Raw genomic sequence first — 26,264 nt, 5'->3', positions numbered from 1 at the left:
CTATGAGCCAGGACATTCTGCATCTGCGGAACGGCCATCTCTCGGTAGAGGTGAGCCGCTTCGGCGGCTCGCTTCTGGCTGGACACTATCGCGAAACGCCCTTCCTGAAACCGACCCGGACGGCAGGTCTTGCTTCGCGCCGGTTCGGGGCGGAGGCAAGCTTCCCGCTGGTGCCCTACGGCAACCGGGTCGAGGCGAATGCCTTCAATTTCGCGGGCAAGCATTTCTCGATGCAGCCCAACACAGCCGATCCTTACTGCCTGCACGGAGATGGCTGGCTTGCTGAGTGGGAAATCATGTCGCAATCCGGCTGCGAAGCGGTGCTGCGCTATTCCCATAAGTACGCGTCAAGCCCCTATGCCTACAGCGTCCTCCAGACGGTCCGGATCGATGGTGATGCTTTGACACTGTCGCTGAGGGTTACCAACACCTCCCGCGCCCCACTACCATTCGGACTGGGATTCCACCCCTTTTTTCCCCGCACCCCAAAAACCCGGTTGAAGGCAGAGGCAAAGCAATTTTGGACCGAGCGTAGCGGACACTTGCCCGATGCTCCCATACCGATCCCCGAAAACCTGGACTTTACGGCTGCGCGGCCCCTTCCCCCGCACTGGATCAACAATGCGTATGACGGCTGGAACGCAAAGACGTGCATAGAGTGGCCCGAACATGGCCTTGGCCTCACCGTCACAGCCGACGGCCCATTCAACTGCTTCTTGATCTATTCGCCAGATGTCGACTCCGACTTCTTCTGCTTCGAACCGATGACGCATCTGCCCAATGCGCATAACATGCCGTCAGGCGGAGGGTTGGTGACGCTGGAGCATGGACAAAGCCTTTGCGGCGGCATCGTTCTGCATCCGGTGGTGTTGCCAGGTTGAGGATTGAAGCGGTGCTGCGATGAGGACTGCGGACAGGGGATGATGCTGCTATTAGGGCAATGTGGCAAATGTCGGCACTTGGCGACTGTGCGCGCAATGCCCTCAAAGCATTTCTGTGACCTATAAAACCGATGGCTCTCTGGTCGGTGGCTCTTTGGCCGGGCAGGTCAGCGATCCTGGACGGACGGAACTTGATAACCGATTGTTCGGAACGGGTGTTTGGGTGCTTCGGTCGGGTGCACGCTGGCGTGACCCGCCTGAACGCTACGGCAAGTGGAAGACGGTGCATCGCCGCTCCAGTCGTTGGTGCCATGCCGGTGTCTGGGAATTGGTGTTCGATGTTCTAACGGTAGACCGCAACAACCAGTATCTCTCGCTCGACAGCACCATTGTGCGTGCGCACCAACAGGCCGCAAGAGGAAAAGGGAACCCAAGGCTCAGGAATTGGGGCGTTCAAGAGGTGGATTGACCACCAAGATCCACATGCTTGTCGACACCCACAGCGCAGGCCCTGATTAGCATTGACGAGATCGCGATCATCGCACCAGGCGAAAGACTACGTTGCAAGGGTATGCTGCCGCGGCCGCGGCCGGGTGGTGACCGGGATGGAAGGATGAGATAATTCATTCGATTGACTTATCTTTCAGTGGAGGGTATATGTGCGGCATGGCTAAAATCAAAACCGACATGACCGCATCCGCCGCAGGCGCGGACCCCTCCCGCAAGGAAAAGCTGCTCGCCGCGGCTCTCGATGTGTTCGGCCGTTATGGTTTCGACGGCGCATCAACCCGGCAACTGGCGGACGCGGCCGGCGTCAACCTGCAGGCCATTCCCTATTATTTTGCCGGCAAGGAAGGCCTTTACCTCGCCACCGCCGATTACCTGGCGGAGATGATCGGCACCCATGTCGGCGGCATGCGCCAGTCGATTGGTGCCCGGCTGGAGGAACTTGCAGTGTCCGGCGAAAGCATGGCGCCGGCGGAGGCGCGGGCCTTCCTGACGCAGATGGCTGAAACGATGATCACGCTCTTCGTCAGCAAGACGTCTGAATCCTGGGCGCGCTTCATCATTCGCGAACAGATGGAGCCGACCGAAGCCTTTGGTCGGGTCTACGAGGGCATTATGCGGCCGATAATCGAGATCGCCCGGCGGTTGATTGCCACGGTTCTTAGCGAAAATCCGGCATTGGAACTTGTGCGGCTGCGCACGTTGTCTTTCGTTGGCAGTATCCTTGTTTTTCGCGTGGCCCATGCCGCGGTTCTCGCGCAAATGGAATGGAAGCAGATCGGCGCAGACGAGATTGCCGTCCTGCGCAAGCATGCCGCGGAACTCGTCGCCGTTCTTGAGCCGGCAAAAGGAGCTGCGGCATGAAGAAGATCGCGATCCTCATCCTCCTGCTTGCCGCCGCGGGCGGTGCCGCCTGGTGGTTCGGGCTACCTCAGAAGCTGGGCCTGCAGGACGAGGCAAAAACGGATTTCGTGCTCTACGGCAATGTCGATATCCGCCAAGTCTCGCTCGGCTTCCGCGTCAATGGCCGCCTCGCCGAGCTGTCCGCTGATGAAGGCGATGTCATTAAGAACGGCACGGTGCTCGCCAGGCTCGACGCCCGCCCGTACGATTACGCCGTCCGTTCGGCCGATGCCAATGTCGCAGCCCTGCGCGCCACACGCGACAAGCTGAAGGCAGGTCCCCGCCCGACGGAGATTGCCCAAACACGCGCGTCCTACAATGCCAGCCTGGCCGATCTCCAGAATGCCGAACTCGAACTTGAGCGCGCCCAGCAGCTTCAACCACGCGGCACGATCTCCCAGGCCACCTACGATCAGGCCGTCGCTGCCAAGGCAATGGCCGCCGCCCGCGCCGAAGCCGCCAAGGAGGCGCTGAACCTGATCGAGGAAGGCAGCCGCGCCGAGGATATCGCCGCCGCCGAGGCCCAACTGCGGGCGGCCCAGGCGACGCTCGAATCTGCCCTCACCTCGTTGGAGGATACCGAGCTGCGCGCGCCCAATGACGGCATCCTGCTATCACGCGTGCGCGAGAGTGGGGCTATCGTGGCACCCGCCGATATCGTCTTCGTCTTGTCGCTGACCGAACCGGTCTGGGTGCGGACCTATGTTTCAGAGCCCGATCTCGGCCGCATCCATCCCGGCATGAAGGTCAAAGTCAACTCCGACACAAGACCGGACGACGCCTATGACGGCACGATCGGCTTCATCTCGCCGGTTGCGGAATTCACCCCGAAGACCGTGGAAACGCCGGAGCTTCGCACCGATCTCGTCTACCGGCTGCGCATCGTTATCGACAAGCCGGGCGCTGACCTGCGCCAGGGCATGCCGGTTACCATTCGTCTACCCCAAGCCGGGGAAACCGGACAGTGACCTCCATACCGGACAAGACCGAGCTGGTTCGGCTTTCGGGCGTGACCAAACGCTTCGGCGGCGTGTCGCCTGCGCTCGATACCGTCTCAGGATCGATCCTGAGTGGCGAAATCACCGGGCTCGTCGGTCCGGATGGCGCCGGAAAGACGACCCTGATACGGCTCATGACCGGCCTGATGCTGCCGGATAGCGGTACCGTCGTGGCGCTTGGTTTTGATACGGCCAAAACCCCCGCCGCGATCCAGGCGTCGATCGGCTATATGCCGCAACGGTTCGGACTTTACGAAGACCTGTCGGTGCAGGAAAACCTCAATCTCTACGCGGATCTACGCGGCCTGCCGAAGGATGAGCGCGCGGCAACCTTCAACGAACTCCTGACATTCACCGACCTCAAACGCTTCGCCGATCGCCTGGCCGGAAAATTGTCCGGCGGAATGAAGCAGAAGCTCGGTCTTGCCTGCGCGCTGCTCAAGAAGCCGCGCCTGCTACTGCTTGACGAACCCGGTGTCGGCGTCGATCCAATCTCGCGCCGCGAGCTCTGGAAGATGGTCGAGAACCTGACCAGGGAAGGCGTTGGCGTCGTCTGGTCGACTGCCTATCTTGACGAAGCAGAGGCCTGCGACGCGGTGCTTCTGCTCAACCAGGGCAAGCTTCTCTTTTCCGGCAAGCCGGCGGAGCTGACCGCGCGCGTCGAAGGCCGGGTTTTCAAGGTTTCGGGTATGTCCGGCCGCAAGCGGCAGATACTTGCCACGCTTCTCGACAAGGCGGGCATCATCGACGGCGTCATTCAGGGCGAGGCCATCCGGATTGTGACCGGGAATAGCGCGCTGCCGGACATCTTGCCGGCTGGAGACGGTGCGTCGGTTGTACCTGCCTCACCGCGCTTCGAGGATGCCTTTATCGACATGCTCGGCGGCGGGCCTGGCGGCCGCTCGAAACTGGCCGAGGCTCAGCAAACGCTCTCTGCCAAGGATGACTGTCCAGTCATCGAGGCCAAGGGGCTGACCAAGACATTCGGCGATTTCACCGCCGCCGACGCCATCACCTTCGATATCCGTCGCGGCGAGATCTTCGGGCTGCTCGGCCCCAATGGTGCCGGCAAGTCCACGACATTCAAGATGCTCTGCGGCCTTTTGAAGCCAACTGCGGGCGAAGGCCGCGTTGCCGGCTTTGATCTGCGCCGCGATGCCGCTTCCGCCCGCAACCAGCTCGGCTATATGGCGCAGAAATTCTCGCTCTACGGCGATCTCAGCATCGGCCAAAATCTCAATTTCTTCGCCGGTGTCTATGGTCTGTCCGGTCAGCGCAAGCGGGAGCGCGTTGCGCTGATGAACGAGATCTTCGATTTCGGCCGCCATGCCGGCCAGTCGTCGAAGGATCTGCCGCTTGGCCTGAAACAGCGGCTGGCGCTCGCCTGCGCCGTCATGCACGAGCCGCAGGCTCTCTTTCTGGACGAGCCCACCTCTGGTGTCGATCCGATCACTCGCCGGGAATTCTGGACGCATATCAATGCGCTGGTCGAGAAAGGCGTCACGGTTCTGGTCACCACCCATTTTATGGAAGAGGCCGAATATTGCGACCGGATTTCACTGATCTATCGCGGCCGTTCGATAGCCCTCGGCTCGCCGGATGAGCTGAAGACAAGTGTCGTCAGCAAGGATAAACCGGATCCCACCATGGAAGATGCGTTCATCGCTCTGGTCGAGCGATCCGAAACCGGGGCGAAGGAAGCGGCATGAGCATCTCTTCGACATCCGGCCGGATGCGGCGCTTTTTGGCCCTGGTACGCAAGGAAAGCTACCAGGCCATGCGAGATCCCAGCACGACGCTGATTGCCTTCGTCCTGCCGCTCATCCTGCTTTTCCTGTTCGGTTACGGCGTCTCGCTCGACGTCACCCGCACGCGCGTCGGGCTGGTCATAGAAGAGACAACACCGCTGACGCAGGCGCTGGCCGCGAGTTTTCAGGCGTCGCGCTATTTCTCAGTCACCACCCGCCAGGATCGCCGCTTCTTCGAGGACGACCTGGTCAACGGCCGCATTCGCGGCATCCTGGTCATCCCGGCCAATTTTACCACCGACTATGCCGCGGGAAGACGGCCCCAGATCCAGATCATCGTCGACGGCTCGGAGCCCAACACGGCGAATTTCGTGCAGAACTATGCGCAGGGCACGGTCGCCAACTGGGAGCGCCAGCGCCAGACGCTGATGGCCGAGGAACCGTCTGCAATCACCGTCGAGCAGCGCTTCTGGTTCAATCCCGAACTTACCAGCCGCTATTTTCTCGTTCCCGGATCGATCGCCATCGTCATGACGCTGGTCGGCACTTTGCTGACATCGCTGGTCGTGGCCCGCGAATGGGAACGCGGCACGATGGAAGCGATGATGGCCACGCCGGTGACAGCGATCGAGCTGCTGATCGGCAAGATCTTCCCCTATTTCGTCCTCGGCCTTGCGGCGATGACATTGTGTGTCCTTCTTGCCGTCTTCCTGTTCGGTGTGCCGTTTCGCGGCTCTGTATTGGCGCTATACGCACTGTCGGCCTCGTTTCTCATCCCGGCACTTGGGCAAGGCCTCCTCATTTCGGCTGCAACGAAGAACCAGTTTCTCGCGTCGCAACTGGCGTTGATCTCCGCCTTCCTTCCGGCTTTCCTTCTCTCCGGCTTCCTGTTCGAAATCAATTCGATGCCGACCGTCATCCAGTGGATCACCTATATCGTGCCCGCACGATATCTGATCCCCAGCCTGCAGACCGTCTTCCTTGCCGGCGATATCTGGCCGATGTTCCTGCACTCGATGACCGTCATGCTCCTGATCGGCGGCATTTTCTTCGTTCTGGCCGCCCGCAGCACGCGCAAGAGGATCGGCTGATGTGGTGGACGCGGCTTCGGGCCCTGATCGTCAAGGAACTGCTGGCGGTGTTGCGCGATCCGAAAGGCCGCGCCATCCTGATCGGGCCGCCCATCCTGCAACTTCTCGTCTTTTCTTATGCGGCGACGCTTGAGGTCCGCAACGTCGATGTGATGATCCTCAATCGCGACAGCGGCCATTGGGGACAGGAACTGGTCGAGCGCATCGAAGGATCACCGACGTTCCGCCGGATCGAGATCGCCGCCAATCCAGACCAGGTGCGCCAGGCGATCGACAATCAGGCCGTTATCGCCGCCGTCGAGATCAGCCCGGATTTTTCGCGTCATATCGAGGCGGGAACAGCTATTGATCTGCAGTTCATTCTTGACGGCCGCCGCTCGAATGCCTCGCAGATCGTTTCCGGTTACCTCACCCAGATCGCCGCAGGCCTTGCCGCCGAAACGCCGGCCGGAAAACGCGCCGCCGCGCGCGCGGTATCGACAATCCCGCGCAATTGGTTCAACCCGAACCTCATCTATCAATGGTTCATGGTGCCAAACCTGATCGCCAGTATAGCGCTTCTGATCGGGCTGATCGTCACGGCATTGTCGATCGCGCGCGAACGCGAACTCGGCACCTTCGATCAGCTGATGGTCTCGCCGCTGAGGGTCCATGAAATCCTGATCGGCAAGCTCATCCCACCAATGATGATCGGCCTGTTCCACATCACCGCCTATATCCTTGCGGCGATCTTCATCTTCGAGCTGCCTTTGCGCGGCTCGCTGTTCCTGCTCTATGGAAGCTCGCTGTTCTACCTCGCCTCGGTGGTCGGCATCGGGCTGTTCATCTCGGCACTGTCGATGACGCAACAGCAGGCAATCCTCGGCGCCTTCCTGTTCATGGTGCCAGCCATGTTGTTGTCCGGATTCGCAACGCCGATCGAGAACATGCCTGATTGGCTCCAGCCGGTCACGCTAATCAACCCGCTGCGCTACTTCCTGATTGTCGTGAAAGGCGTGTTCCTCAAAGACATTAGCCTTGCCGAAGTCATCAACCAGACCATCCCTCTGTGTCTTATCGCCATGGTAACGCTAAGTGCTGCCGCCTGGCTATTCCGGCGGAGGCTGGAGTAGACGAGAATTTATATGCCCGGGTAAGTGGACTGGAACACGCAGTCAGTTAATGCGCGTGACCGGTGTGGGAGCCGGTGGCATTGCCCGCCTCTTCCAGACTGCAGGAAGCGTTTCCTTCCCAGTTGATTCCGATCGTCGGGTGTTCGATGTTGAATCAATTCGTGCTCGACTTGTTTGACCACACTACGGACTTCGACCCCGTCCATCGGCTGCACCTGATGTGTCGCCAGCACGCGACCGGAGGTCGGTGACCAGACTTGGATGTGGCTAACGTTCTGAATGCCCGGAACGGCCGTGCGAAGATGTTCGGAGATCTGGGAACTGCCGGCATTGGCGGGAGCGCCTTCCAGCAGGATATGCAGGGTTCATTCGATGATCCAGGCTAGGTTTGAACGTCAATCGTACCCATCATGCCGAGCTGTTCATGCTCGAGGATGTGGCAATGATACATGCGCGGGCCCGGCAGATCCTGGCGCAGCAGTATCCTGACCGTCTCGCCGGCCACGATGTTCACGGTATCCTTCCACGCGCGATAGGATGGTGTGGTGATCTTCCCGTCCTTTTCGTACTCAACAATCTGAAACTGCGTCCCATGCACATGAAACGGATGATCCATATCCGCGGCATTGACGACGTCCCAGAGTTCGACCTGTCCGACTTTCGAGACTTCATCGATGCGGTTCATGTCAAAGCTTGCGCCGTTGATCAGGAACTTCATCTCCATGCTCTCGGAAGACATGGACATGCTGGAGTGATCCATGCCCTGCATCGACATGCTGCCATGGTCCATTCCGCCCATGGATTCCGTCAGCACAAACCGGCGCGTCACAACCGGATTACCGAGAGGTTCGATGGAGCGTAGCTTTGCCGGCAGGGGCAGCGTCGCAGCCACCGCCTCTTCCGATACGTTTGCCGTCAAAAGGATCATCCCGGCCTCGTTCGGCTTGTCCGGACCCATCCAACCGCGCTCATAGTCCAGCGTCGTCAGCCTCGCCGCTCCGGGTTTGTCGAAGGAAACGATCACTTCGACGCGTTCGGCCGGCGTGAGCAGGAGTTCATTGACGGCAACGGGCGCTTCTATCAAACCCCCATCGGTTCCAACGATGGTCATGCTGGCATTGTCGAACGTGAGCCGCAGAAACCGCGCATTCGTCGCGTTGTAAAGACGGAGACGGCGCTTTTCGCCAAGCGCTATGGGCATCGCCGGGTTCTTCTGCCCATTGACGAGCACGTGATCGCCGACGCGACCGTTCATCAGATCCGGCATCGTGCTCTCCGGCATCATCCCGTCAGCGCCGATCCTGAGATCGGTGAGCATGAGGATCGTGTCACCGTACTCCGGTGGGATGGGATCATCCTTCGGTTTGACGATAAAGATCCCGGCGAGCCCGCGATAGACCTGCTCGGCGGTCAAACCATGGGGATGGGGATGAAACCAGTAGGATGCGGCGCTGCCTTGCGGCAGATCGAACGCATAGAGGCGCTCGCTACCCGAGGCGACAGGGTCATTCGGATTGCCATCCTGGTCGGCCGGGACTGGCATGCCATGCCAATGGATCGTCGTGGGCTCGCCCGGAATCCTGTTCTTGAAACTGATCTCGACTTTGTCTCCCTCACGGGCTTCGATCACGGGATTGGTGCCGTTGTACAGCAGCACAGGTGTATCGAGCCCTTCGGCGAACCGCACGAAACCTGGCTCCGCAGCCAGCTCTGCTTTGAATACGCCAGGCACCGCCGACAGGTTGGACAGGCGTGGCAACGCCTTGAGCGGCTGCCCTTCCGGCAAGATGGGATTGGTGCCCGCCATGGGTATGTTGGGATTACCGTGGCCGCCCATGCCGCCTATATCGTGTTTCATCTGGGCAGCCGAAGGTCCGGCAACGACGAGACCCGCAAGGCTCGTCAGAAAAGTCCGCCGATGCATTGGTCGTCTTCCTCTCGGTCATTGACAGTCAACGGCAATGCCGTTGAGCTCTGTCTTGAGTCTTCTTTGTTAAGCCAGGCGCGGTTCCTTGGAGCCGCCCTCATATTGCTACTGACCGCGAGCGGCGAGCCATGTCTTCATCATGGCGATCTCGCCCTCCTGTGCCTTGATCACCTCTTCGGCGAGTTTGCGGACCTGCAGATCCTTGCCGTACTCCAGCACGACCTTCGCCATATCGATAGCACCCTGATGATGTGGGATCATGCCGCGCATGAAGTCGATATCGGCATCGCCGGTGAACTCGACCGTCATGTCCTTGTGCATGCGGTCGTTGACGGCCAGGTAAGCCTTGATGGATGGGGTGTCGGAGGTCGGCATCTCCTTGTCCGACATCTCCATTCCCGTCACGTCGTGTCCCTGCGTCGCATTGTCCTTCTTCATTTGGCTCTGCGCGACCGCAAGGCCTGCGCTGATAACCAGAGAGCTTGCGATGAAGATTGGCGTGAGCTTGTTCATGATATCGCTCCTGTTCAGCTCGTGGTGGCCGGGTAGCCGGCTTCCTCGAGAACCTGTTGAAGGGTAGCCGAGGTCGCGGTCGTCTCGACCTTGACCGTGCGTGCGGCGGGATTGGTCTCGATCCCGGCATTGGGATCGACCGACTGGATCGCCTTGATAACGGATTTGGCGCAGCCGCCGCAGGTCATGTTCTCGATTCTCAGTTCCATTGGAATTCTCCTTGTTTGGTTTATGACGCTGAAGATGGGGCTTCCAACCATGGGAAGGTCAAGTGGTGCGGAGAAGGAAAATTTGCTATTGACCTTCCCATGGTTGGAAGCCCCATCTTCCGTCCGAACTTGAATTTCGGAACGAGAAAAGGAGGCGGCTATGAATGCCCCCGTTCGAACAACAGGCTTATCTGGAGCGATATCGTTCCCCATCCAGGGCATGACCTGCGCATCCTGCGTCGGTCGTATAGAACGGGCCTTAAAAGCCGTCCCAGGCGTTGAGTCCGTATCGGTCAACTTGGCCACGGAGCGCGCGAGCATCACGACCCAATCGCCTGTTGCCCGCGAAAGGCTTATCGAGGCCATCGAAAATGCCGGTTATTCCGTGCCGGTAAAATCCGCCGGCCCAGTCGGACCCACCGAACTATCGATCGATGGTATGACCTGCGCATCCTGCGTCGGCCGCGTCGAACGTGCTCTGAGGGCTATCCCCGGAGTGACGGAGGCGGTCGTCAATCTGGCGACGGAGCGTGCCACGATCCACGGAACCGCCGATAGGGTTGCCCTGATTGCGGCGATCGAGAGCGCCGGTTACGACGCAAAGGTAATCGGCATGACCGCCGGCAATGACGGCGAGGACGAGAGTGCCGAGCGCGCCGAAAAGAGGGACGCAGAGCGCCGTGAATTGACCCGCGACTTCACCATCGCGGCAGTGCTGACGGCGCCGATCTTCCTCATCGAGATGGGATCGCACCTTATTTCGGGCGTGCATGGCCTCATCGAATCGACGATCGGCATGCAGTGGAGCTGGTACATCCAGTTCGCGCTGACGACGCTGGTGCTGTTCATTCCGGGCATTCGCTTTTATGACAAGGGGCTTCCGGCGCTCTGGCGTCTTGCCCCCGATATGAACTCGCTTGTGGCCGTCGGTTCGCTTGCAGCCTATGGCTATTCGCTTGTCTCAACCTTCGCACCCGGCTTCCTGCCGCCCGGAACGATCAACGTCTATTTTGAAGCAGCCGCTGTTATCGTGACGCTTATTCTGCTCGGCCGCCTGCTTGAAGCTCGTGCCAAGGGCCGGACGTCCGAAGCGATCAAACGCCTGGCCGGCCTGCAAGCCAAGACGGCGCGTGTCCAAAGGGATGGCAAGACGGTCGATCTGCCGATCGGCTCAGTGGTATCAGGCGATATCGTCGAGGTTCGTCCCGGTGAACGTCTGCCTGTCGATGGCGAAGTGGTGGAAGGCGCCAGCTATGTCGACGAGTCGATGATTACCGGCGAACCGATCCCGGTTTCAAAATCGGTGGGCAGTGCGGTCGTCGGCGGCACGGTCAACCAGAAAGGCGCGTTCGCTTTCCGCGCCACGGCGGTCGGCGGCAATACGGTGCTGTCGCAGATCATCCGCATGGTCGAAGAAGCCCAGGGCTCCAAGCTGCCGATCCAGGCACTGGTCGACAAGGTCACCATGTGGTTCGTACCGGCTGTCTTTGCGGTCGCGGCGCTGACCTTTGCCGCCTGGCTCACTTTCGGCCCGTCGCCTGCGCTCACCTTCGCGCTGGTTAATGCGGTTGCCGTGCTGATCATCGCTTGCCCGTGCGCCATGGGTCTGGCAACGCCGACCTCCATCATGGTGGGTACCGGCCGTGGCGCGGAACTCGGCGTGCTCTTCCGCAAGGGAGAAGCACTCCAGTTGCTGAAGGATGCCAAAGTTGTGGCGCTCGACAAGACTGGCACGCTGACTGCAGGCAAGCCGGCCCTGACCGATCTGGAACTGGCTGATGGCTTCGACCGTCCGTCTGTCCTCAGTCTCGTCGCTGCCGTCGAGGCCAAGTCGGAACATCCGATTGCCAGTGCGATCGTAGACGCTGCCATTGCGGAAGGCATTTTGCTGTCGGACGTTTCGGACTTCGAATCGGTGACGGGCTTTGGCGTCAAGGCCAAGGTTGACGGCACGTGCGTCGAGATCGGTGCAGACCGCTACATGATTGAACTCGGCTATGACGTGGCAGCGTTCTCCAAGGTTGCCGAACGTCTTGGCGACGAGGGCAAGTCGCCGCTTTATGCCGCGATCGATGGCAAGCTGGCGGCGATCATCGCCGTGGCCGACCCGATCAAGGAGGCAACACCCGCAGCCATCAAGGCCCTGCATGCTCTTGGCCTCAAGGTGGCGATGATCACCGGCGACAATGCCCGCACGGCAAAGGCGATCGCTGCCCGGTTGGGGATCGACGAGGTGGTGGCGGAAGTGCTGCCCGACGGCAAGGTCGATGCGGTTCGCCGCCTCAGGGCCAAGTATGGCAAGGTCGCCTTCGTCGGCGACGGCATCAACGACGCCCCGGCGCTGGCAGAAGCTGATGTGGGTCTCGCCATCGGTACAGGCACGGACATCGCCATCGAGGCGGCGGACGTGGTGCTGATGTCGGGCAGCCTGCAGGGCGTCCCGAACGCGATCGCCCTGTCGAAAGCGACGATCGGCAATATCCGGCAGAACCTGTTCTGGGCGTTTGCCTACAACACCGCACTGATCCCGGTGGCGGCGGGCCTGCTCTATCCGACCTACGGCATCTTGCTGTCACCAGTCTTTGCCGCAGGCGCCATGGCGCTGTCGAGCGTATTCGTGCTCGGCAATGCACTGCGGTTGCGCACGTTTAAGATGGTGAACTGACAAACCGCATCAGCCGGCCCTATATCCGGGCCGGCTGATGCACCATTTCAAGGAGAATACTGATGAACATCGGGCAGGCATCAAAAGCATCGGGCGTTTCTGCCAAGATGATCCGATACTACGAGCAGACCGGCCTCATACCTGCTGCCGACCGGAAGTCGTCCGGCTACCGCGATTATTCCGACACCGACGTCCATATGTTGCGTTTCATCCGCCGCGCGCGCGATCTTGGGTTTTCGGTTGCCGAGATCAGCGATCTTCTTGGACTGTGGCGTGACGACACCCGGCAGAGCGCCGAGGTCAAGCGTTTGGCGCAGGGTCATATCGACGAGCTGCAAAAGAAGATCAAAGGTCTTCAGGACATGGCCCATACGCTGACAATGCTGGTCAACACCTGCAACGGCGACCACCGCCCGCACTGCCCAATCCTGCAAGGCCTCGAGACCGGCCTGGAGGACGAGGACCGGTCGATCCAGCCTCGCTCCGGCGCAGTCGCACGCCTGTCGCAATGAGGAAAGGCAGTGCAGGCTCGCCATGTCAGGTCGCCAATGACATCCGCAAGCGACCGGCAGGCAGGCTCGGTGATAAGTGATACCTCGATGAGGTGTCGACGAGACCCACTAGGCGATGCAGATCCGAAAGCGCGCGGAGATATCTCCTTCACACCACATTGGAAAGTTAGTTCCCCATTTGTTGTTGTGCAAGTTAAAGCGAATTCCCGCACCGAAATCGGGCAGATCCTTGCAATAAGTCATAAAATCCCAACTTGCGGGTGCGACCAGCGGCGAGTCCAGCGGCTCGATCCAAACAGAGCCTAAGCCATTGAGCGCACAGCGCGCACCGGTGACGGCCTGCAACTGGGCTCCTCCACCGGGAGCGATAGCATGGGCATCGTGCCAAAGCTCCATCTTCCGCAGCTGCCAATCGGTGCCACCCGCCGGCGTGAAGGTGAGAAAACTTGCCTCCGGCATGCGATTGGCAGGCTTGGCGTGCAGCGTCACGCGCACCTCAAGTGCGTCCCCGAGTTCAGAGAAGCATAACGATACGATCTCGGGCGCTCCGTACTGGGAACAGGCGCGGGTGGGCATTGACAGGACAATACTCGCGCCCCCCGCATTCTCCAATGCGGGCACAAAAACTTCCGACAAGGCGGCTCCGGAGCGTTCCAACCCAGGCTTGTCATGATCCAGAACGGCCCATTCCTGGCGATGGGTGAGATAGGTCTCCATATGCCGGTTTACGTCGGTGGCATCATAGCTCTCGTAGCGATAGCCGATCAGTGCCCCACCATCACCCCGGACAGTGCGGCCGGACGGCGCAGCAATGGCGCCCACGTCGCCCGAGATGCTATCCAGTTCAATCGTCCAACCGCCAATCGAAAGCGTCGTTGCCCGCTCCGCAATTGCCGGAACCGGCGGTGCTGCGAGTTCGGCAACGACGGCACCGGCGGCTTGCGCATCCCCACCATCGAGTTCTGCGACGGCCTGATCGAGATAAGCGCGTTGCTCGGACCAGGAGGCTTCTGAATAGGCGAAACGATAGTCCGTAAGGCGTGCAGCCTCGAAGGCCGTGCGCGACCAGGCTCGGTCGTCGCGCAGGTAGGACTTGATATCCACACCACAGGTATGTTCGGCCGCCATGGTCAGTCGCTGACCGAAGGCGCGCCGGGTTGAGGTCAAACCTTCGGTGGCAAAGCGGTCATAAAGCCGCTGAAGCGCCAGAAAGCGCGCGGTTTTCTGCGGATCGCTGGCGCTGCCATGGATCCAGCTATCACCGAGTTCCAGTTCTACGACCGGAAAGAGGTCACGCTTGGCCCAAAGCAGCCGTCCGTAATCATCGAGCGTTGCGGCTTTGATCGTTGCGTGCGGGTCCTGGTGGCGAAGGCCGCGATAGGTCTCCGCAGTTTGGGCAATACTCTGTGGACCAATATTGTCGCTCGTATGGGCGAAGCTAAGTCCGTCGGAAAAGCCTTCCGGAAAATGGGTTTCACCGTAGGAGCGTTGGTACATGACCAGGACTTCCTTGTCACCCGGAGCACGCCAGCGAAAAATGTCTGGCACCTGCGGTGGCGGCGAGGCCGTGTTGACGCCGAGATGCAGGAAGCGGATACCGGCTTCAGCCAGCAACGGCACCATGCCCAGCGTATGGCCGGGCACATCCGTCATCTTGGCGGCGGTAGTGCTCATACCGAAACGCCGGTCGAGTTCTTGCGAATAGGAAAGTCCCGCGCGGAAAAGGTCCGGGGACATCAGCTCGGTGTGTGTGGTGAAAGGCAGGCCGTGCCAACGAATAAGGCCGCGTGCGATTGCCAGTTCGAGCGTCTGGATCTCTTCCGCTGAGCGGGAATTCAGATAGTCCCAGATCAGCCAGGCACCCGTGGTCCAGATGAATTTCGGCTCGGCTGGGTTTTCATTGTAAAAATGTGCGCCGGTTTCGATCGCCTGAGGGATGAAACGCTCGTGGTAAAGTCGGCGTACCTTTTCTGCGTGGTCCGTGAAGCCGATATCGAGGTGGGTCTTGAAGACCAGATGCACGCATTTTTCTGTCATGAAAGGTCCGTTCAGCCGACGGTGCCGCGCACGACAAGGCGCGTGCCTAGCGTTTCGACCAGTGGGCCGGCGTCGGGGGTTTTGAGGCGTCTAAGGATCAGGCGGACGAGAGCGCGAACGCGCTCGTCCAGATCGATCCGGACGGTGGTAAGATTGTAGCTTTTCCAGTGGGACTGCTGGATGTCGTCAAAACCGACAATCTTGACGTCGCCAGGAACGCTCAGGCCAAGTTCGTGGCGTAGCGCATCAATCGCCCCGAAAGCGCCGACATCGTTCGAGGCAAAGATGGCGTCCGCACCATCGCCGACACGAAAGAGGTCCATCGTAGCGCGGTACGCCGTATCATAGGTATAGTCACTCTCAACCATGATCGGCGGCGCCATGCCGCGCTCGGCCATGATCTCGCTGATCATGCGGCTGCGCTCGACATTGGCGAGCGATTGCGCCTTACCGCCGAGATAGGCGACACGCTTGGCACCGTAACCCTGCAACAAGGCTACCGCCTGTTCGATGCCGTCGCGCTGACGCACGACAAGCCTGTCGAACAGAGTATCGTGGCGGCGGCCAGCCAGCCCCTCGTTGCCGTCGTAAATGACGTAGATCGGCACGGCGCGATCCAGAAAGCGGCCAAGTATCTCGGGATCGACATTCTCAGTAAAGGTAATGACCGAGTCCGGATTGAACCCACGCATATAGGTCAGCAATGTTAGATCGATACTCAGATCGGCCTTGGCTTTGAACAGAAGTGTGGCAAACCCTTCCGCCTGCAGCGCGCTGGTCAGCGCGTCGATCTCTTGGCTTTCCCAAGCACTGCACACATCCGGAACGATCACCCCGACAAGATGGGAGCGTCGCGTCACCAGCGAACGGGCAGCCATGTCTGGCGTATAGTTCAATTCGCGCGCCACCTGCAAAATGCGGTCGCGCTTATCAGCCTTGAGCGATGCGTTGGGATTAAACGCACGGGACACAGCGACACGCGAGACATTGGCTTGCCTGGCTACCATGTCCGCAGTCGCGCGCACTGTCTTTCGTTCCATTCGCTTGGTCACGGTCATTTTGTCACATTTTTGTAAGCGTGTTCATTGAATGATTGAACTAATGACGCCTATGCGTCAAGTAGACCCACCAAAAGCATTCGATTTTCGATGATTTCCGCACAAATTTTTAGAGATTGCAAAAGTCAATTGTGGCAGGGTTGACAAAAATGAAAGCGTGTTCATTCTTAATGAGGAAGGGCGAAGGCAAGAACGGCGGAGGAGCCGCGTCGATGCTCGGTGTGAAGGGCTGCAACGGCGACGGTTTTGTCCGCGCCAAATTCTCGGGAGGAGTTTCAATGTACACTTATATCCGGTCTCTGTTGCTGGGGACGACGGCGATGATCGCCTTGGCCAGCCCAGCACTTGCCGTTGACCTCAATATTACCTGCCGCTGCGTTATCGGTGGCGTCAACAGTGGTACTGCCGAATGGATCGAACAGAAGGTCATCCCGACCTTCACCGCCAAGATGAAGGCGGAAGGCAAGGACGTAACCGTCAAGCTTAACCAATTCGGCGGTGAAGACGAGCAGTTGACGCAGCAGCTCGCACTAGACTTCTCCACTGGCGCTGGCCCCGACATATCTCAGTTCGACGGCTTTCTTATTCCGAGCTTCGTTCAGGGTGGACTTCTGAAGCCGCTCTCGGAGGTTGCCGGTTCAGAGGTCGATAGCTGGGAAGGCTGGAGCCATATTGCCGAAGGTCCAAAGGCGCTGATGAGCTACCAGGGCAAGCCGTACGGCATAGCGCTCGGCACCGACGCCCGAATGCTTTTCGTGCGCAAGGACCTCTTCCAGAAAGCCGGCATTGACGCTGACACCTGGCAGGCGAAATCGTGGAGCGAGCTGCTTGATGCGGCCCGCAAAATCAAGGCTGCCGAACCGGAATCGTTCCCGCTGCAAATCAACGCTGGCGTATCCATGGGTGAGGCAACCACCATGCAGGGCTACTGGATGGCGCTGCTCGGCACCGGCGAGGGGGTCACAGACGAGACCGGCAAGTATATCGTCTCAAGCCAGGGCATCCTCGATACGCTGAAGCTTTACAAGACCATCTACGTCGATGAAAAGCTCGGCGACCAGCGCGCGCAGTTGCTGGCTGACGGCCGCAACCGCACCTTCGCCAGTTTCCGGGACGGCAAGACGGCGATGCTGGTGGAGGGTGACTGGTTTTACCGCTCCGTCACCGCGCCCGGCGCAGAGTTCGCGGTCGCTGACCGTGATACAGTCATGACTTGGAAAAAGATGCCCTCCATCGAGCCCGGTCGGGGCCTGAAGGGCCAGGACTTCGTGACCATTTCCGGCGGCACCGGATTTGTCATCAATCCGCATGCGGACGCGCCAAAAGAAGCCTGGGGCCTACTCTCCTTCATGAATAGCCGGGAACAACTCGACGCCTTCCAAGAGATTCAACCTGCCATCCGCATCCGCGACGATGTGCCGATCCCGAACGCACCATTCCTGACCGAGACATCTACCCAGTTGCTGCCGCTGACAACAGCCCGGCCAAACGATTCCAACTACAACAAGGTCTCCGTCGAAATCCAGCGAATGACTGAAAGCGTCGTATCGGGAGAACTCTCACCTGAGGACGCGATGGCCCAGTTCAAGGCCGCTGTCACCGGCATCGTCGGTGCTGAAAACACCGTCAGCCGCCTCTAACAAGCAATTCCGGCCGGTGCATTTTTCCTCCGGCCGGCCCTTTGAAACAACGGCGCCGGATTGGCGAAATCCTTCATGAAGAATTTTTCCCTGCTTTCCCCGCGCGCAGGCGCGCTCTTCCTGACGCCTGCAGCTGCGCTGGTTGGCCTGTTCGTGATCATCCCCTTCTTCTGGGTGATCATCGTTTCCTTTACCAACCGCACGCTGCTTGGGACCACGGCACTTAATCCTGATTTTGTCGGTTTGCAGAACTATACCGCCCTTTTCAATCCCGACACTTTCTTCACGCGCGGCCAGTTCGGCTTCTCACTGATCCTGACCATCCAGTTCGTGTTGCTGTCAGCTCTATTTGGCCAGGCGCTGTTAGGCCTGCTGCTCGCATGGCTGAGCCAATCGGTGCCTCCGGCGGTGAAGTCAGGGCTGCAGACCGCGGTCATCGCTGCGTGGATCTTGCCTGAGGTGGTAATCGGCTTCGCATGGTTCGCCTTCCTCGACTATGACAACGGCACCTTCAACACCATATTGCGCGGCCTTGGCCTACCGCCGGGCGACTGGCTGCTTCAACAGCCATTCCTGGTCATCGTCTTCTTCAATACCTGGCGTGGTGCGGCGTTCTCGATGATGCTGTTCAACTCGGCTTTCCAGTCGATCCCGCCAAGCTATTTCCAGGCCGCCGACGTGGCCGGCGCCACCTCATGGCAAAAGCTGCGCGACATCGCGATGCCATTGATCCGTGGACATGTGGTGACGGACCTCATCCTCATTACGATGTGGACCTTCAACGTCTTCACACCCTTTCTGCTCACCAATGGTGGCCCCTCCTACAGGACCGAGATCCTGTCGATCTATACCTACCGCGTCGCATTCAAAGACTTCGAGTTCGGCAAGGGTGCCGCGGTCGGTGTCGTCATCATGCTGATCAACCTTGCCTTCGCGCTCGTCTATCTGCGCATCGCCCGCAAGAAGCCGGAGGAGACGGAACAATGAACCGCTATTTGTCCCGAATCGGCTTTTCGGCCCTTGCCTCGTTTCTCGGTGCCGCTTTTGCACTGCCGCTGATCTGGTTTATTTTTGCGCCGTTCAACGGCCGCGCTGAACTGGGCCTCGCCATCCCCTCCCCGTTCACACTCTCAAATTTCCACACGGTCTTCGAAAACGCCTTTGCGATGAAGGCGCTGCTGAACAGCCTGATTCAGGCTTTCGGAGGCGTGATCCTCATCGGGGGTGCAGCGACACTTGCGGCTTACGCGCTTTCACGCTCTTCAATGCCGGGGAAACGCGCGGTCACATACCTGCTGCTGCTCTTTTCTTCTGTCGTCTCCGGATCGGCAGCGATGGTGCCGATCTTCCTGATCGTTTCGGCCATCGGGCTTGTCGACAGCCACCTCGCCGTCATCCTAGTGTTCGCGGGTGGACTGTTGCCGACTGCGATGTTCATCCTTCGCGACTTCATTGATGCCATTCCGCGCTCCTATGAGGAAAGCGCCATGGTAGCAGGCGCCTCGCCGATTCAAGCCTTCTTCGACGTGGCGCTTCCGGTCATCCGGCCGGGCATCGTGGTGGTGGTGGTCTGGGCGTTCGTGAACATCTGGGGTGGCTTCCTTATCCCGTTCATCCTGCTGCGCAGCGATAACCTCATGCCGGCGTCGGTCGCGATCTATTCCTTCTATTCTGAGGCAGGAACACCGATCGTCACTCTGCTCGGCGCCTATGCGCTCCTTTATTCGCTGCCGGTTATCATTCTTTACCTGTTCGTCAACTGGAAGTTCGGCTTCCGGTTCTTTGGCGGCATCAAGTCTTAACGGATCCACTTATGGCTACTGTAGAATTCCAGAACGTTTCCAAAAGCTTCGGTTCTTTCCTGGCCGTGCCCGACATCAGCTTCTCAATCGACGATGGCGAGTTCATCTGCCTGCTGGGCCCATCCGGCTGCGGCAAGACGACGAGTTTGCGCATGATCGCCGGCCTCGAGACCCCGACGTCCGGCAAGGTGATGATTGGAGGACGCGACGTCACCCACATGCACCCGAAAGACCGACAGATCTCAATGGTCTTCCAGGATTATGCGCTGTATCCCCATATGACACTTGCCGACAACATCGCCTATCCGCTGAAAGTCCGCGGCCAGTCGGTGGAAGAGCGCCACGCGCGTGCCAAATCGGTGGCGGACGTGCTGAAGATCGGTGATCTCCTGAAGCGCTTGCCGAGCCAAATTTCGGGCGGCCAGCAACAGCGAACTTCACTCGCCCGGGCGCTTGTCTATCCGAGCCAGGTGTATCTTTTCGACGAACCGCTCTCCAATCTTGATGCCAAGCTTCGGCTGGAAGCCCGCGCCTTCCTTAACCATCTGCAGCGCGATATGGGCATGACCGCGATCTATGTGACCCACGACCAGGCAGAAGCGATGGCTCTGGCGACCCGCGTCGCCGTCATGGATAAGGGGCGCATCGTCCAGTTCGCTCCGCCCATGGAAATCTATCGCCGACCGGCCACGACCTTCGTTGCCAATTTTGTCGGCAACCCGCCAATGAACCTCGTGCCCGTTGAGGCGATGGTCGCCGACGGAAAGCTGCATTTGCGGGCGGATGGCTTGACGATCGAGCCGCTGCCGGTCAACGACGCAAAGGCGACCGCCGCTGCGGCCGGCATGACGCTCGGCGTCCGTCCGGAACACCTGCGTGTCGCCCAGACCAACGACGGCAACGCCATTACCGGCACATTGTTTGCCAATGAGAACATGGGGCCAGAAAGCCTCGTCACCATAGAGCGCGGGAGCCATGGCCGGGTTACAGCACGCATCTTCACCGATGAGGAAGTACGCATGGAGCAGGATGTCCGGCTCGGCTTCGATGCCGCCCATGTCACACTATTCGACAGCACCGGTGCGCGAATACCCGGCGTCGGTGAATAATGGCTTGCAGAAAACCCATGAGTTGATCGAGACCGAAGTTCACGTCACACGTTGCTGTCTGCTGCAAGGGTTTGAATTTTCGATATAGGCCAACTGCCGGCGATGCCGCCGTGCTGGGCGCCGGCATCAAGTTCGACATCGCACCAGGCACGACGCTCGGCATCAACTACACCGGACAGGTGAGCAGCCGTGCATCCGACCACGGTATTGACGCCATGCTGGCAGTCCGTTTTTAAAAACTGCAAACCCGCCCTGCCCTGCCCGGGACGGCAGGGCGGGCTCTCAACAGCTTCTGGCATTGAACAAGGCATCCAAGGCCATGCCCCGGATGCCGAAATTAGGCAGGCAACACCAGCCCTGCACCAATCGAGTCTTTTAGCCTCATCATCCCAGTGCTGTTCTATGACATCTGTATTGACGGTTAAGGCCGGCGGCTGAGTGCAAGGATCCGGTCGCGGTCCTCCGTGCAGACCGGCGAGATCGCAGCAAAGCTATCCGGGATCGCGAGCCAAACTCTGCAAGTGAGTAGCTGGTGCTGCGGCCGCCGCCTTGTCCTTCACCAGTATGTTTCGCGCGACGAGATCGTTGATGTCGCTCAGTGCCGTGTCGGGCGATGACTGGGTCAGTGTCGCCCATTTGGACGATGTCAGCTTGCCCTCAAGCCCTCAAGCCCTCAAGCAAGCGGTTAATGACGTTGGCTTGCCGTTCGTTGAGCTTTCGCTCTGCCAAAGCCTCCCAAAAACGTGCCTTGCGCATGACATTTGTCAAAATGGCTTCGGCGCCACCGAATGCGCGATCGAGGCATGCGAGAAACCAGTCCAACCAAGCGGTGAATTCCAGGCCACCCTTTTGGGTCGCTTCGAGCATGGCGTAGTCTCTGCGTTCCAGCCGCATTTGCGCGGACATGCCGTAGAAGCGCTGCGCGCTGTCTTCTGAACGGGCCAATGCCATATCCGCGATGGCACGTGCAATGCGGCCATTTCCGTCGCCAAACGGATGGATCGTGACGAACCCCAGATGCGAAAGTGCAGCCTTGATGACCAGATCGGTCGTTAGGCCGCTGTTGAACCAATTCAGGAAGGATTGCATTTCAACGTCCAGCCGCTGGGCTGCAGGAGCTTCATAATAGACTTTTTCCCGGCCGAAAGGCCCGGAGACGACCTGCATCGGACAGGAGCTCCCGTTGCGCCAGTCGCCGACGATGATCTTGGTCATGCCGCCACGGCCCGTCGGAAATAGCGCTGCATGCCGGGCGAACAGGCGTTCGTCCGTAAGGGGCTGTGCATAATTCTGCGTCGCATCAAGCATCATCTCGACGATGCCCTCGACATGCCGGTCTGCCGGCGTAAGAGCGCCAATATCCATGCCAAGGCGTCGAGCAATCGATGACCGGACCTGGTCTTTGTCAAGGACTTCGCCTTCGATCTCGCTCGATTTCACAACATCTTCGGTCAGTGTTTCAAGCACGGCTTCCGCGCGCAGATTGAAGCCGAGCGACCGCATGCGACCGATCAGAAGTCCTTGACGATGACGCACCGAGGCGAGATGTTCGGCCAAGAGTTCGGTCTTCCAGAAGAGCTGTGGCCAGGACGGTTTCGCCGGTAGCGACCGAACGCTCCGCTGTTGTAATACCCGGGAAAGCTGGGTTTCGGCGTTCAGCCGCATCCCCTTCATTTGGATGTGAGGCTGCTTTCTTTCACCGACAAGCGCCGAAGCCTAGGACACCCGACCGCTTCCTCGAGTTTCTTTTCGAAATTGGGGATCATTTTCCATAACCCTGCGTTGTCCTGTATCTGCCTCCATTCGCTTAAAGGGCATTAAGGAAATATAGTTCAATCGGTCCGCATGAAGGGGATTGAACCGGTTGAGAGCCAACCGGCGCGTCCTGTTGGTTTTCAACTTGCAGATAGGTCGTGACGCGCAATCCCACTGCGATCATGGTTTGCGTCAACAACGTGATGGTCTGCGCAGGGATGAGGTCACAATGCCAGAAATTAAAGTTCAACAGCCCAAGGAACCCAGTTGGCTTACAGAGCAGAAATTGCTCAAGGCCATGATCGATCAGGTGCCAGATTATCTTTTCTCTAAGGATCTGGATGGTCGTTTCATGCTGGTCAACCAGGCTGTTGTCCATATTCATGGCTTTGACAAACCGGAAGAGTTGATTGGCAAAAATGACTTCGACCTTCATGACGCTGACACGGCCGGGAGGTTTTTCAAGATCGAGCAAGACGTTATTCATTCGACACGGGCGGTGGTCGATATGGAAGAGCTTGTCCTTGATGCCAGCACTGGTGCCAAAAAATGGCTCTCTACGACAAAAGTGCCTATGCGCAATGAGCACAACGCCGTTGTCGGCCTTGTGGGCATTTCTCGTGATATCACCGCCCGGAAGAAAGACAGTCTTTTAAAAGACGAGCAAGCGGCGGTTCTCGAAATGATCGCCCTGAACTTACCGCTGCGGGCGATCCTTGATCGGCTCGTTCATTTAATGGAAAGCCAGCTTGAAGGCGTGCTCGGCTCGATATTGTTGCTGGATGAAACCGGGACATATCTTAGACATGGGGCAGCGCCAACGTTGCCACTGGAATACTCAAATGCGATCGACGGTCTCGCTATTGGCCCGAGCGTTGGCTCCTGCGGCACGGCCGCCTTTCGCCGTGAAAGTGTGATCGTCTCGGACATTGCGAGTGATCCGTTATGGAAGGACTTTCGGGATCTGGCCGCGCTCCATAGTCTAGGCTCCTGTTGGTCCACCCCAATCATGTCGCATCAGGGCTTGGTTCTGGGGATTTTTGCGATGTATTCTGCTGAGGTTCGTTATCCAGGAACCGCTGAGAAACATCTCATTCAAATGACGACCCGGGTCGCAGCGATTGCCATCGAGCGGCAATATGCGGAAGATCAGATCCGCTTCATGGCTCATCATGATTTGCTTACCGGCCTTCCCAATCGAAGCTTGCTGACAGATCGCTTGACCCAAGCCATGTTACGAGCGGAGCGCCATAACCCGTGGGTATCGGTTGTCTTCGTTGACCTCGACAATTTCAAATTTGTCAACGATAGCCTTGGTCACGCCGCCGGCGACACGCTGTTGAAGACAGTCGCCCAGCGGATGTTGGATTCTGTCCGTTCGACGGATGCCGTTGTCCGCCTCGGCGGGGACGAGTTCATAATCCTGCTCACCGATATGCCCGCGAATACCGACGCAATTTCTGCGGCCCTGCACCAGATTAAGATAGCGATCACGGATCCCATCATCGTCAACGGGCAAGCCTTCCACATCACCTGCAGCATGGGTGTGGCGACGTTTCCAAATGACGGTACCGAGGCAGAAACGCTGATCGCAAATGCAGACGCTGCCATGTACAAGGCGAAAGATGCCGGTCGTGATGGGTTTCAGTTTTTCACCCCCGAGATGAACACGCGGGCACACGAGCGGTTGGCCCTTCAGGATGGCATCCGCAAGGGCATCGCGCGGTCCGAATTTTATCTGGCTTATCAGCCTCAGGTCGACCTGAAATCCGAACGGATTTTTGCTGTTGAAGCTCTTGTTCGGTGGAACCATCCAACTGGCGTCATATCTCCGATACAGTTCATTCCACTGGCCGAAGAAACCGGTCTGATCGTGCCGCTGGGAGATTGGGTGCTGCATGAGGCATGCCGGCAGAACAAGGAATGGCAGGATGCCGGACATGCGCCCATCACCGTTTGCGTCAATGTGTCGGCGCGGCAGTTTCAGGATGAAACCTGGCCAAGCCGTGTTCTGCGCGCGCTGGAAGAGACTGGTCTTGACGCGAAATACCTCGAACTTGAATTGACGGAGAGCCTCGTCATGCGCGATCTTGAACGAGCCGTGGCGATCATGAAGGAATTGCAAGCGGGCGGAATTAGCTTTTCCATCGACGACTTTGGAACGGGGTACTCAAGCTTAAGCGCGCTCAAGAGCCTGCCGGTTTGCCGACTTAAAATCGATCAGTCCTTCGTCCGCAATCTCGCGCATGACGAAGACGACAGAACGATTACCGCCGCCGTCATATCGCTTGGGCAGAAGCTCAATCTAAAAGTCATCGCCGAGGGCGTGGAGACGGACGAGCAGCTGGCGTTCCTGCGCGCTAACCAGTGCGACGAAATCCAGGGATATCATTTCTGCAGGCCCGTTAATTCCGAAACAATAGGGACGATGCTGCAAGTCCAGGAACCGGTACGCCAACGGCTTGGCAGCGTCGAGGGTTCGAAATGACGGTCTCATCGATGCAAAGAGCAGGTTTCGCGGTCGCCGTGATTGACGCGCTTTCCGCCCACATCTGCGTTTTGGATCGCAACGGACAGATTATCGCGGTCAACCACGCATGGCAAAATTTTGGTGTCGCAAACTCGCACCTGTTCGACCTTTCTGACATCGGGCGAAACTATCTCGAAATCTGCCAAAGCTCTTCGGGGCCCGGAGCTGCCGAAGCCGACGATTTTGCTACCGGCATACAGGCGGTCCTTGATGGAGGCACTCTGCTTTTTCAGATGGAGTATCCCTGTCACTCGCCGACAGTCTCCAGATGGTTTTTAGGGCGCGTGACACCGCTTGAGTTGCCCGAAGGGGGCGCTGTCATTTCGCATGAGAATATTACCAGTCGCAGGCTGCTCGAGATTGAACTTGAGAAGCTCGCGGCGACGGACGCGCTTACCGGACTACCCAATCGCCGGTATTTCCTGGACAGGGCAAACATCGAGTTCGAGAAGGTTCGCAGGTTTCACGCAAAGGTATCGCTCGTGATGATTGATGTCGATAACTTTAAAGCTGTGAACGATACCCATGGGCATGCTGCCGGGGACGAGGTCTTGAAATCCATCAGCCGGGGCTGTCGGGACCGTCTGCGGCAGAGTGATGTCCTTGCGCGGTTTGGAGGGGAGGAGTTCGTCATCCTCTTGTGCGACACCAACGCGGTAGACGCTGTCTTCTTGGCGGAGATATTGCGCAAATCTGTAGAAGAGGGCCCGGTCAAGATCGATGACGGCATAATCTTTGTTACCGCCAGCTTTGGTATTACTCAAATCTCCAGCGAGGACGCAACAATCGATACGGCGTTGGCTCGGGCTGACAAAGCTTTGTACATGGCGAAGCGTGCAGGCAGGAATCGCGTGAGACAGGCAGAAATGTCGAGTTCACTATCGGTGGCCGCGAAGACATCGCCGATCTCATGAACCTCGTGCGTCACGAGCTGGCTCTGTCGAAACCCGAACGCTGCTGCCCGAGCAAGGTTACCTGTCGGTCGATCCATTTGCGTACAGCGGCGGGTTGGCAGCAGCAGCGATTGATGCCGTTCCGGCGATAACGCAGTTTATCCTACAGTCCTTTGCCAGTTTCGGTTCACCAGGATTTTCAGTGGAACCATCTCTACAACGGAACGTTGTGTCCTCAGGAGTATGCAAGCCATGCCAATCGGGCGCGATGGCGCGAGACCATAGGGATTTAACGCATACCAGCGTCCACCCATGACGGTTTGCAACGCCCCGACCGCCCGGCGCCTTCGAACCGCCTCCTGTCAAAGTCTACA

The 26,264-nt window shown here is 58.8% G+C and carries 21 protein-coding genes and 1 pseudogene; 15 read left to right on the top strand and 7 right to left on the bottom strand.

The features are described from left to right. Positions 1–2: 2 nt before the first annotated feature. From ACP7E0_RS15520 to ACP7E0_RS15490, 7 genes and pseudogenes are all read left to right on the top strand, one after another. A complete protein-coding gene (locus ACP7E0_RS15520; protein ID WP_426125942.1) occupies positions 3–881 on the top strand; it encodes an aldose 1-epimerase in 879 nt (292 codons plus the stop codon). A gap of 169 nt (positions 882–1,050) precedes the next feature. Then, positions 1,051–1,376: pseudogene (locus ACP7E0_RS15515) on the top strand (IS5 family transposase); the annotation flags it as partial. A gap of 171 nt (positions 1,377–1,547) precedes the next feature. After that, positions 1,548–2,252, top strand: coding sequence for a CerR family C-terminal domain-containing protein (locus ACP7E0_RS15510; RefSeq protein WP_426125940.1), 705 nt, complete (start codon positions 1,548–1,550; stop codon positions 2,250–2,252). Further along, the gene (gene hlyD, locus ACP7E0_RS15505; RefSeq protein ID WP_426125939.1) at positions 2,249–3,259 is read left to right on the top strand and encodes a secretion protein HlyD; all 1,011 of its coding nucleotides are present in this window, start codon (positions 2,249–2,251) and stop codon (positions 3,257–3,259) included. The genes ACP7E0_RS15510 and hlyD overlap by 4 nt, the downstream gene beginning before the upstream one ends. Beyond that, a complete protein-coding gene (locus tag ACP7E0_RS15500; protein ID WP_426125938.1) occupies positions 3,256–4,998 on the top strand; it encodes an ATP-binding cassette domain-containing protein in 1,743 nt (580 codons plus the stop codon). Before hlyD ends, ACP7E0_RS15500 begins: the two co-directional genes overlap by 4 nt. 2 nt (positions 4,999–5,000) lie before the next feature. Continuing rightward, a complete protein-coding gene (locus ACP7E0_RS15495) occupies positions 5,001–6,128 on the top strand; it encodes an ABC transporter permease (RefSeq protein ID WP_426126072.1) in 1,128 nt (375 codons plus the stop codon). Continuing rightward, positions 6,128–7,240 carry an ABC transporter permease gene (locus ACP7E0_RS15490; protein WP_426125937.1) on the top strand — a complete coding sequence of 371 codons (1,113 nt, stop codon included), beginning with the start codon at positions 6,128–6,130 and terminating at the stop codon, positions 7,238–7,240. The genes ACP7E0_RS15495 and ACP7E0_RS15490 overlap by 1 nt, the downstream gene beginning before the upstream one ends. A gap of 382 nt (positions 7,241–7,622) precedes the next feature. On the opposite strand, the gene ACP7E0_RS15485 is transcribed toward ACP7E0_RS15490, so the two are convergent. The 3 genes from ACP7E0_RS15485 to ACP7E0_RS15475 all read right to left on the bottom strand — a co-directional run bounded on the left by ACP7E0_RS15485 (position 7,623) and on the right by ACP7E0_RS15475 (position 9,889). Continuing rightward, the gene (locus ACP7E0_RS15485) at positions 7,623–9,164 is read right to left on the bottom strand and encodes a multicopper oxidase family protein (RefSeq protein ID WP_426125936.1); all 1,542 of its coding nucleotides are present in this window, start codon (positions 9,162–9,164) and stop codon (positions 7,623–7,625) included. 108 nt (positions 9,165–9,272) lie between these two features. Then, positions 9,273–9,680 carry a CopM family metallochaperone gene (copM, locus tag ACP7E0_RS15480; protein WP_426125935.1) on the bottom strand — a complete coding sequence of 136 codons (408 nt, stop codon included), beginning with the start codon at positions 9,678–9,680 and terminating at the stop codon, positions 9,273–9,275. A 14-nt stretch (positions 9,681–9,694) separates the two neighbouring features. Continuing rightward, the gene (locus ACP7E0_RS15475; RefSeq protein WP_426125934.1) at positions 9,695–9,889 is read right to left on the bottom strand and encodes a heavy-metal-associated domain-containing protein; all 195 of its coding nucleotides are present in this window, start codon (positions 9,887–9,889) and stop codon (positions 9,695–9,697) included. A 160-nt stretch (positions 9,890–10,049) separates the two neighbouring features. Here ACP7E0_RS15475 and ACP7E0_RS15470 point away from each other — a divergent pair, with 160 nt between their 5' ends. Both ACP7E0_RS15470 and cueR read left to right on the top strand, forming a co-directional pair. Continuing rightward, a complete protein-coding gene (locus ACP7E0_RS15470) occupies positions 10,050–12,554 on the top strand; it encodes a heavy metal translocating P-type ATPase (RefSeq protein WP_426125933.1) in 2,505 nt (834 codons plus the stop codon). A gap of 62 nt (positions 12,555–12,616) precedes the next feature. Beyond that, positions 12,617–13,066: a Cu(I)-responsive transcriptional regulator gene (gene cueR / locus ACP7E0_RS15465; protein ID WP_426125932.1), complete on the top strand. Its 450-nt coding sequence runs from the start codon at positions 12,617–12,619 to the stop codon at positions 13,064–13,066. 108 nt (positions 13,067–13,174) lie between these two features. Here the strand turns inward: cueR and ACP7E0_RS15460 are convergent, their stop codons facing one another. Together ACP7E0_RS15460 and ACP7E0_RS15455 are read right to left on the bottom strand one after the other, a co-directional pair. After that, positions 13,175–15,103: a DUF5054 domain-containing protein gene (locus tag ACP7E0_RS15460; RefSeq protein WP_426125931.1), complete on the bottom strand. Its 1,929-nt coding sequence runs from the start codon at positions 15,101–15,103 to the stop codon at positions 13,175–13,177. A gap of 11 nt (positions 15,104–15,114) precedes the next feature. After that, the gene (locus ACP7E0_RS15455; protein ID WP_426125930.1) at positions 15,115–16,110 is read right to left on the bottom strand and encodes a LacI family DNA-binding transcriptional regulator; all 996 of its coding nucleotides are present in this window, start codon (positions 16,108–16,110) and stop codon (positions 15,115–15,117) included. Between the two features lie 329 nt (positions 16,111–16,439). On the opposite strand from ACP7E0_RS15455, the gene ACP7E0_RS15450 reads away from it, so the two are divergent. The 4 genes from ACP7E0_RS15450 to ACP7E0_RS15435 all read left to right on the top strand — a co-directional run bounded on the left by ACP7E0_RS15450 (position 16,440) and on the right by ACP7E0_RS15435 (position 20,712). Then, on the top strand, positions 16,440–17,801 hold the full coding sequence (locus ACP7E0_RS15450) for an extracellular solute-binding protein (protein WP_426125929.1): 1,362 nt from the start codon (positions 16,440–16,442) through the stop codon (positions 17,799–17,801). A 75-nt stretch (positions 17,802–17,876) separates the two neighbouring features. After that, positions 17,877–18,788: a carbohydrate ABC transporter permease gene (locus ACP7E0_RS15445; protein ID WP_426125928.1), complete on the top strand. Its 912-nt coding sequence runs from the start codon at positions 17,877–17,879 to the stop codon at positions 18,786–18,788. Then, positions 18,785–19,603, top strand: a complete 819-nt coding sequence (locus ACP7E0_RS15440; protein ID WP_426125926.1) for a carbohydrate ABC transporter permease — start codon at positions 18,785–18,787, stop codon at positions 19,601–19,603. The genes ACP7E0_RS15445 and ACP7E0_RS15440 overlap by 4 nt, the downstream gene beginning before the upstream one ends. A gap of 11 nt (positions 19,604–19,614) precedes the next feature. Then, complete coding sequence (locus tag ACP7E0_RS15435) at positions 19,615–20,712, top strand: ABC transporter ATP-binding protein (protein WP_426125925.1); 1,098 nt, start codon at positions 19,615–19,617, stop codon at positions 20,710–20,712. A gap of 44 nt (positions 20,713–20,756) precedes the next feature. On the opposite strand, the gene ACP7E0_RS15430 is transcribed toward ACP7E0_RS15435, so the two are convergent. Further along, positions 20,757–21,011 carry a hypothetical protein gene (locus tag ACP7E0_RS15430; RefSeq protein ID WP_426125924.1) on the bottom strand — a complete coding sequence of 85 codons (255 nt, stop codon included), beginning with the start codon at positions 21,009–21,011 and terminating at the stop codon, positions 20,757–20,759. 358 nt (positions 21,012–21,369) lie between these two features. Continuing rightward, positions 21,370–22,377: a Fic family protein gene (locus ACP7E0_RS15425; protein WP_426126071.1), complete on the bottom strand. Its 1,008-nt coding sequence runs from the start codon at positions 22,375–22,377 to the stop codon at positions 21,370–21,372. Positions 22,378–22,696: 319 nt separating this feature from the next. Between ACP7E0_RS15425 and ACP7E0_RS15420 the strand changes: the two genes are divergently transcribed. Both ACP7E0_RS15420 and ACP7E0_RS15415 read left to right on the top strand, forming a co-directional pair. Then, positions 22,697–24,955 (top strand): sensor domain-containing protein, encoded by a 2,259-nt coding sequence (locus tag ACP7E0_RS15420; protein WP_426125923.1) that lies wholly within the window; start codon positions 22,697–22,699, stop codon positions 24,953–24,955. After that, positions 24,952–25,911, top strand: a complete 960-nt coding sequence (locus tag ACP7E0_RS15415; RefSeq protein ID WP_426125922.1) for a diguanylate cyclase — start codon at positions 24,952–24,954, stop codon at positions 25,909–25,911. The genes ACP7E0_RS15420 and ACP7E0_RS15415 overlap by 4 nt, the downstream gene beginning before the upstream one ends. The last annotated feature ends 353 nt before the right edge of the window (positions 25,912–26,264 follow it).

The sequence above is a fragment of the Pararhizobium sp. PWRC1-1 genome, from assembly GCF_049897905.1.
In the GTDB taxonomy this organism is placed as follows: Bacteria; Pseudomonadota; Alphaproteobacteria; order Rhizobiales; family Rhizobiaceae; genus Pararhizobium.
This window is presented reverse-complemented; position numbering and strand designations above follow the sequence as displayed.

What these genes read in the sequence shown, in the direction of transcription:
- ACP7E0_RS15520 (WP_426125942.1), top strand. Translation starts at nt 3, where the DNA reads ATGAGCCAGGACATTCTGCATCTGCGGAACGGCCATCTCTCGGTAGAG.
- ACP7E0_RS15510 (WP_426125940.1), top strand. Translation starts at nt 1,548, where the DNA reads ATGGCTAAAATCAAAACCGACATGACCGCATCCGCCGCAGGCGCGGAC.
- hlyD (WP_426125939.1), top strand. Translation starts at nt 2,249, where the DNA reads ATGAAGAAGATCGCGATCCTCATCCTCCTGCTTGCCGCCGCGGGCGGT.
- ACP7E0_RS15490 (WP_426125937.1), top strand. Translation starts at nt 6,128, where the DNA reads ATGTGGTGGACGCGGCTTCGGGCCCTGATCGTCAAGGAACTGCTGGCG.
- ACP7E0_RS15485 (WP_426125936.1), bottom strand. Translation starts at nt 9,164, where the DNA reads ATGCATCGGCGGACTTTTCTGACGAGCCTTGCGGGTCTCGTCGTTGCC.
- copM (WP_426125935.1), bottom strand. Translation starts at nt 9,680, where the DNA reads ATGAACAAGCTCACGCCAATCTTCATCGCAAGCTCTCTGGTTATCAGC.
- ACP7E0_RS15475 (WP_426125934.1), bottom strand. Translation starts at nt 9,889, where the DNA reads ATGGAACTGAGAATCGAGAACATGACCTGCGGCGGCTGCGCCAAATCC.
- ACP7E0_RS15470 (WP_426125933.1), top strand. Translation starts at nt 10,050, where the DNA reads ATGAATGCCCCCGTTCGAACAACAGGCTTATCTGGAGCGATATCGTTC.
- cueR (WP_426125932.1), top strand. Translation starts at nt 12,617, where the DNA reads ATGAACATCGGGCAGGCATCAAAAGCATCGGGCGTTTCTGCCAAGATG.
- ACP7E0_RS15460 (WP_426125931.1), bottom strand. Translation starts at nt 15,103, where the DNA reads ATGACAGAAAAATGCGTGCATCTGGTCTTCAAGACCCACCTCGATATC.
- ACP7E0_RS15455 (WP_426125930.1), bottom strand. Translation starts at nt 16,110, where the DNA reads ATGGTAGCCAGGCAAGCCAATGTCTCGCGTGTCGCTGTGTCCCGTGCG.
- ACP7E0_RS15450 (WP_426125929.1), top strand. Translation starts at nt 16,440, where the DNA reads ATGTACACTTATATCCGGTCTCTGTTGCTGGGGACGACGGCGATGATC.
- ACP7E0_RS15445 (WP_426125928.1), top strand. Translation starts at nt 17,877, where the DNA reads ATGAAGAATTTTTCCCTGCTTTCCCCGCGCGCAGGCGCGCTCTTCCTG.
- ACP7E0_RS15440 (WP_426125926.1), top strand. Translation starts at nt 18,785, where the DNA reads ATGAACCGCTATTTGTCCCGAATCGGCTTTTCGGCCCTTGCCTCGTTT.
- ACP7E0_RS15435 (WP_426125925.1), top strand. Translation starts at nt 19,615, where the DNA reads ATGGCTACTGTAGAATTCCAGAACGTTTCCAAAAGCTTCGGTTCTTTC.
- ACP7E0_RS15430 (WP_426125924.1), bottom strand. Translation starts at nt 21,011, where the DNA reads ATGCCAGAAGCTGTTGAGAGCCCGCCCTGCCGTCCCGGGCAGGGCAGG.
- ACP7E0_RS15425 (WP_426126071.1), bottom strand. Translation starts at nt 22,377, where the DNA reads ATGCGGCTGAACGCCGAAACCCAGCTTTCCCGGGTATTACAACAGCGG.
- ACP7E0_RS15420 (WP_426125923.1), top strand. Translation starts at nt 22,697, where the DNA reads ATGCCAGAAATTAAAGTTCAACAGCCCAAGGAACCCAGTTGGCTTACA.
- ACP7E0_RS15415 (WP_426125922.1), top strand. Translation starts at nt 24,952, where the DNA reads ATGACGGTCTCATCGATGCAAAGAGCAGGTTTCGCGGTCGCCGTGATT.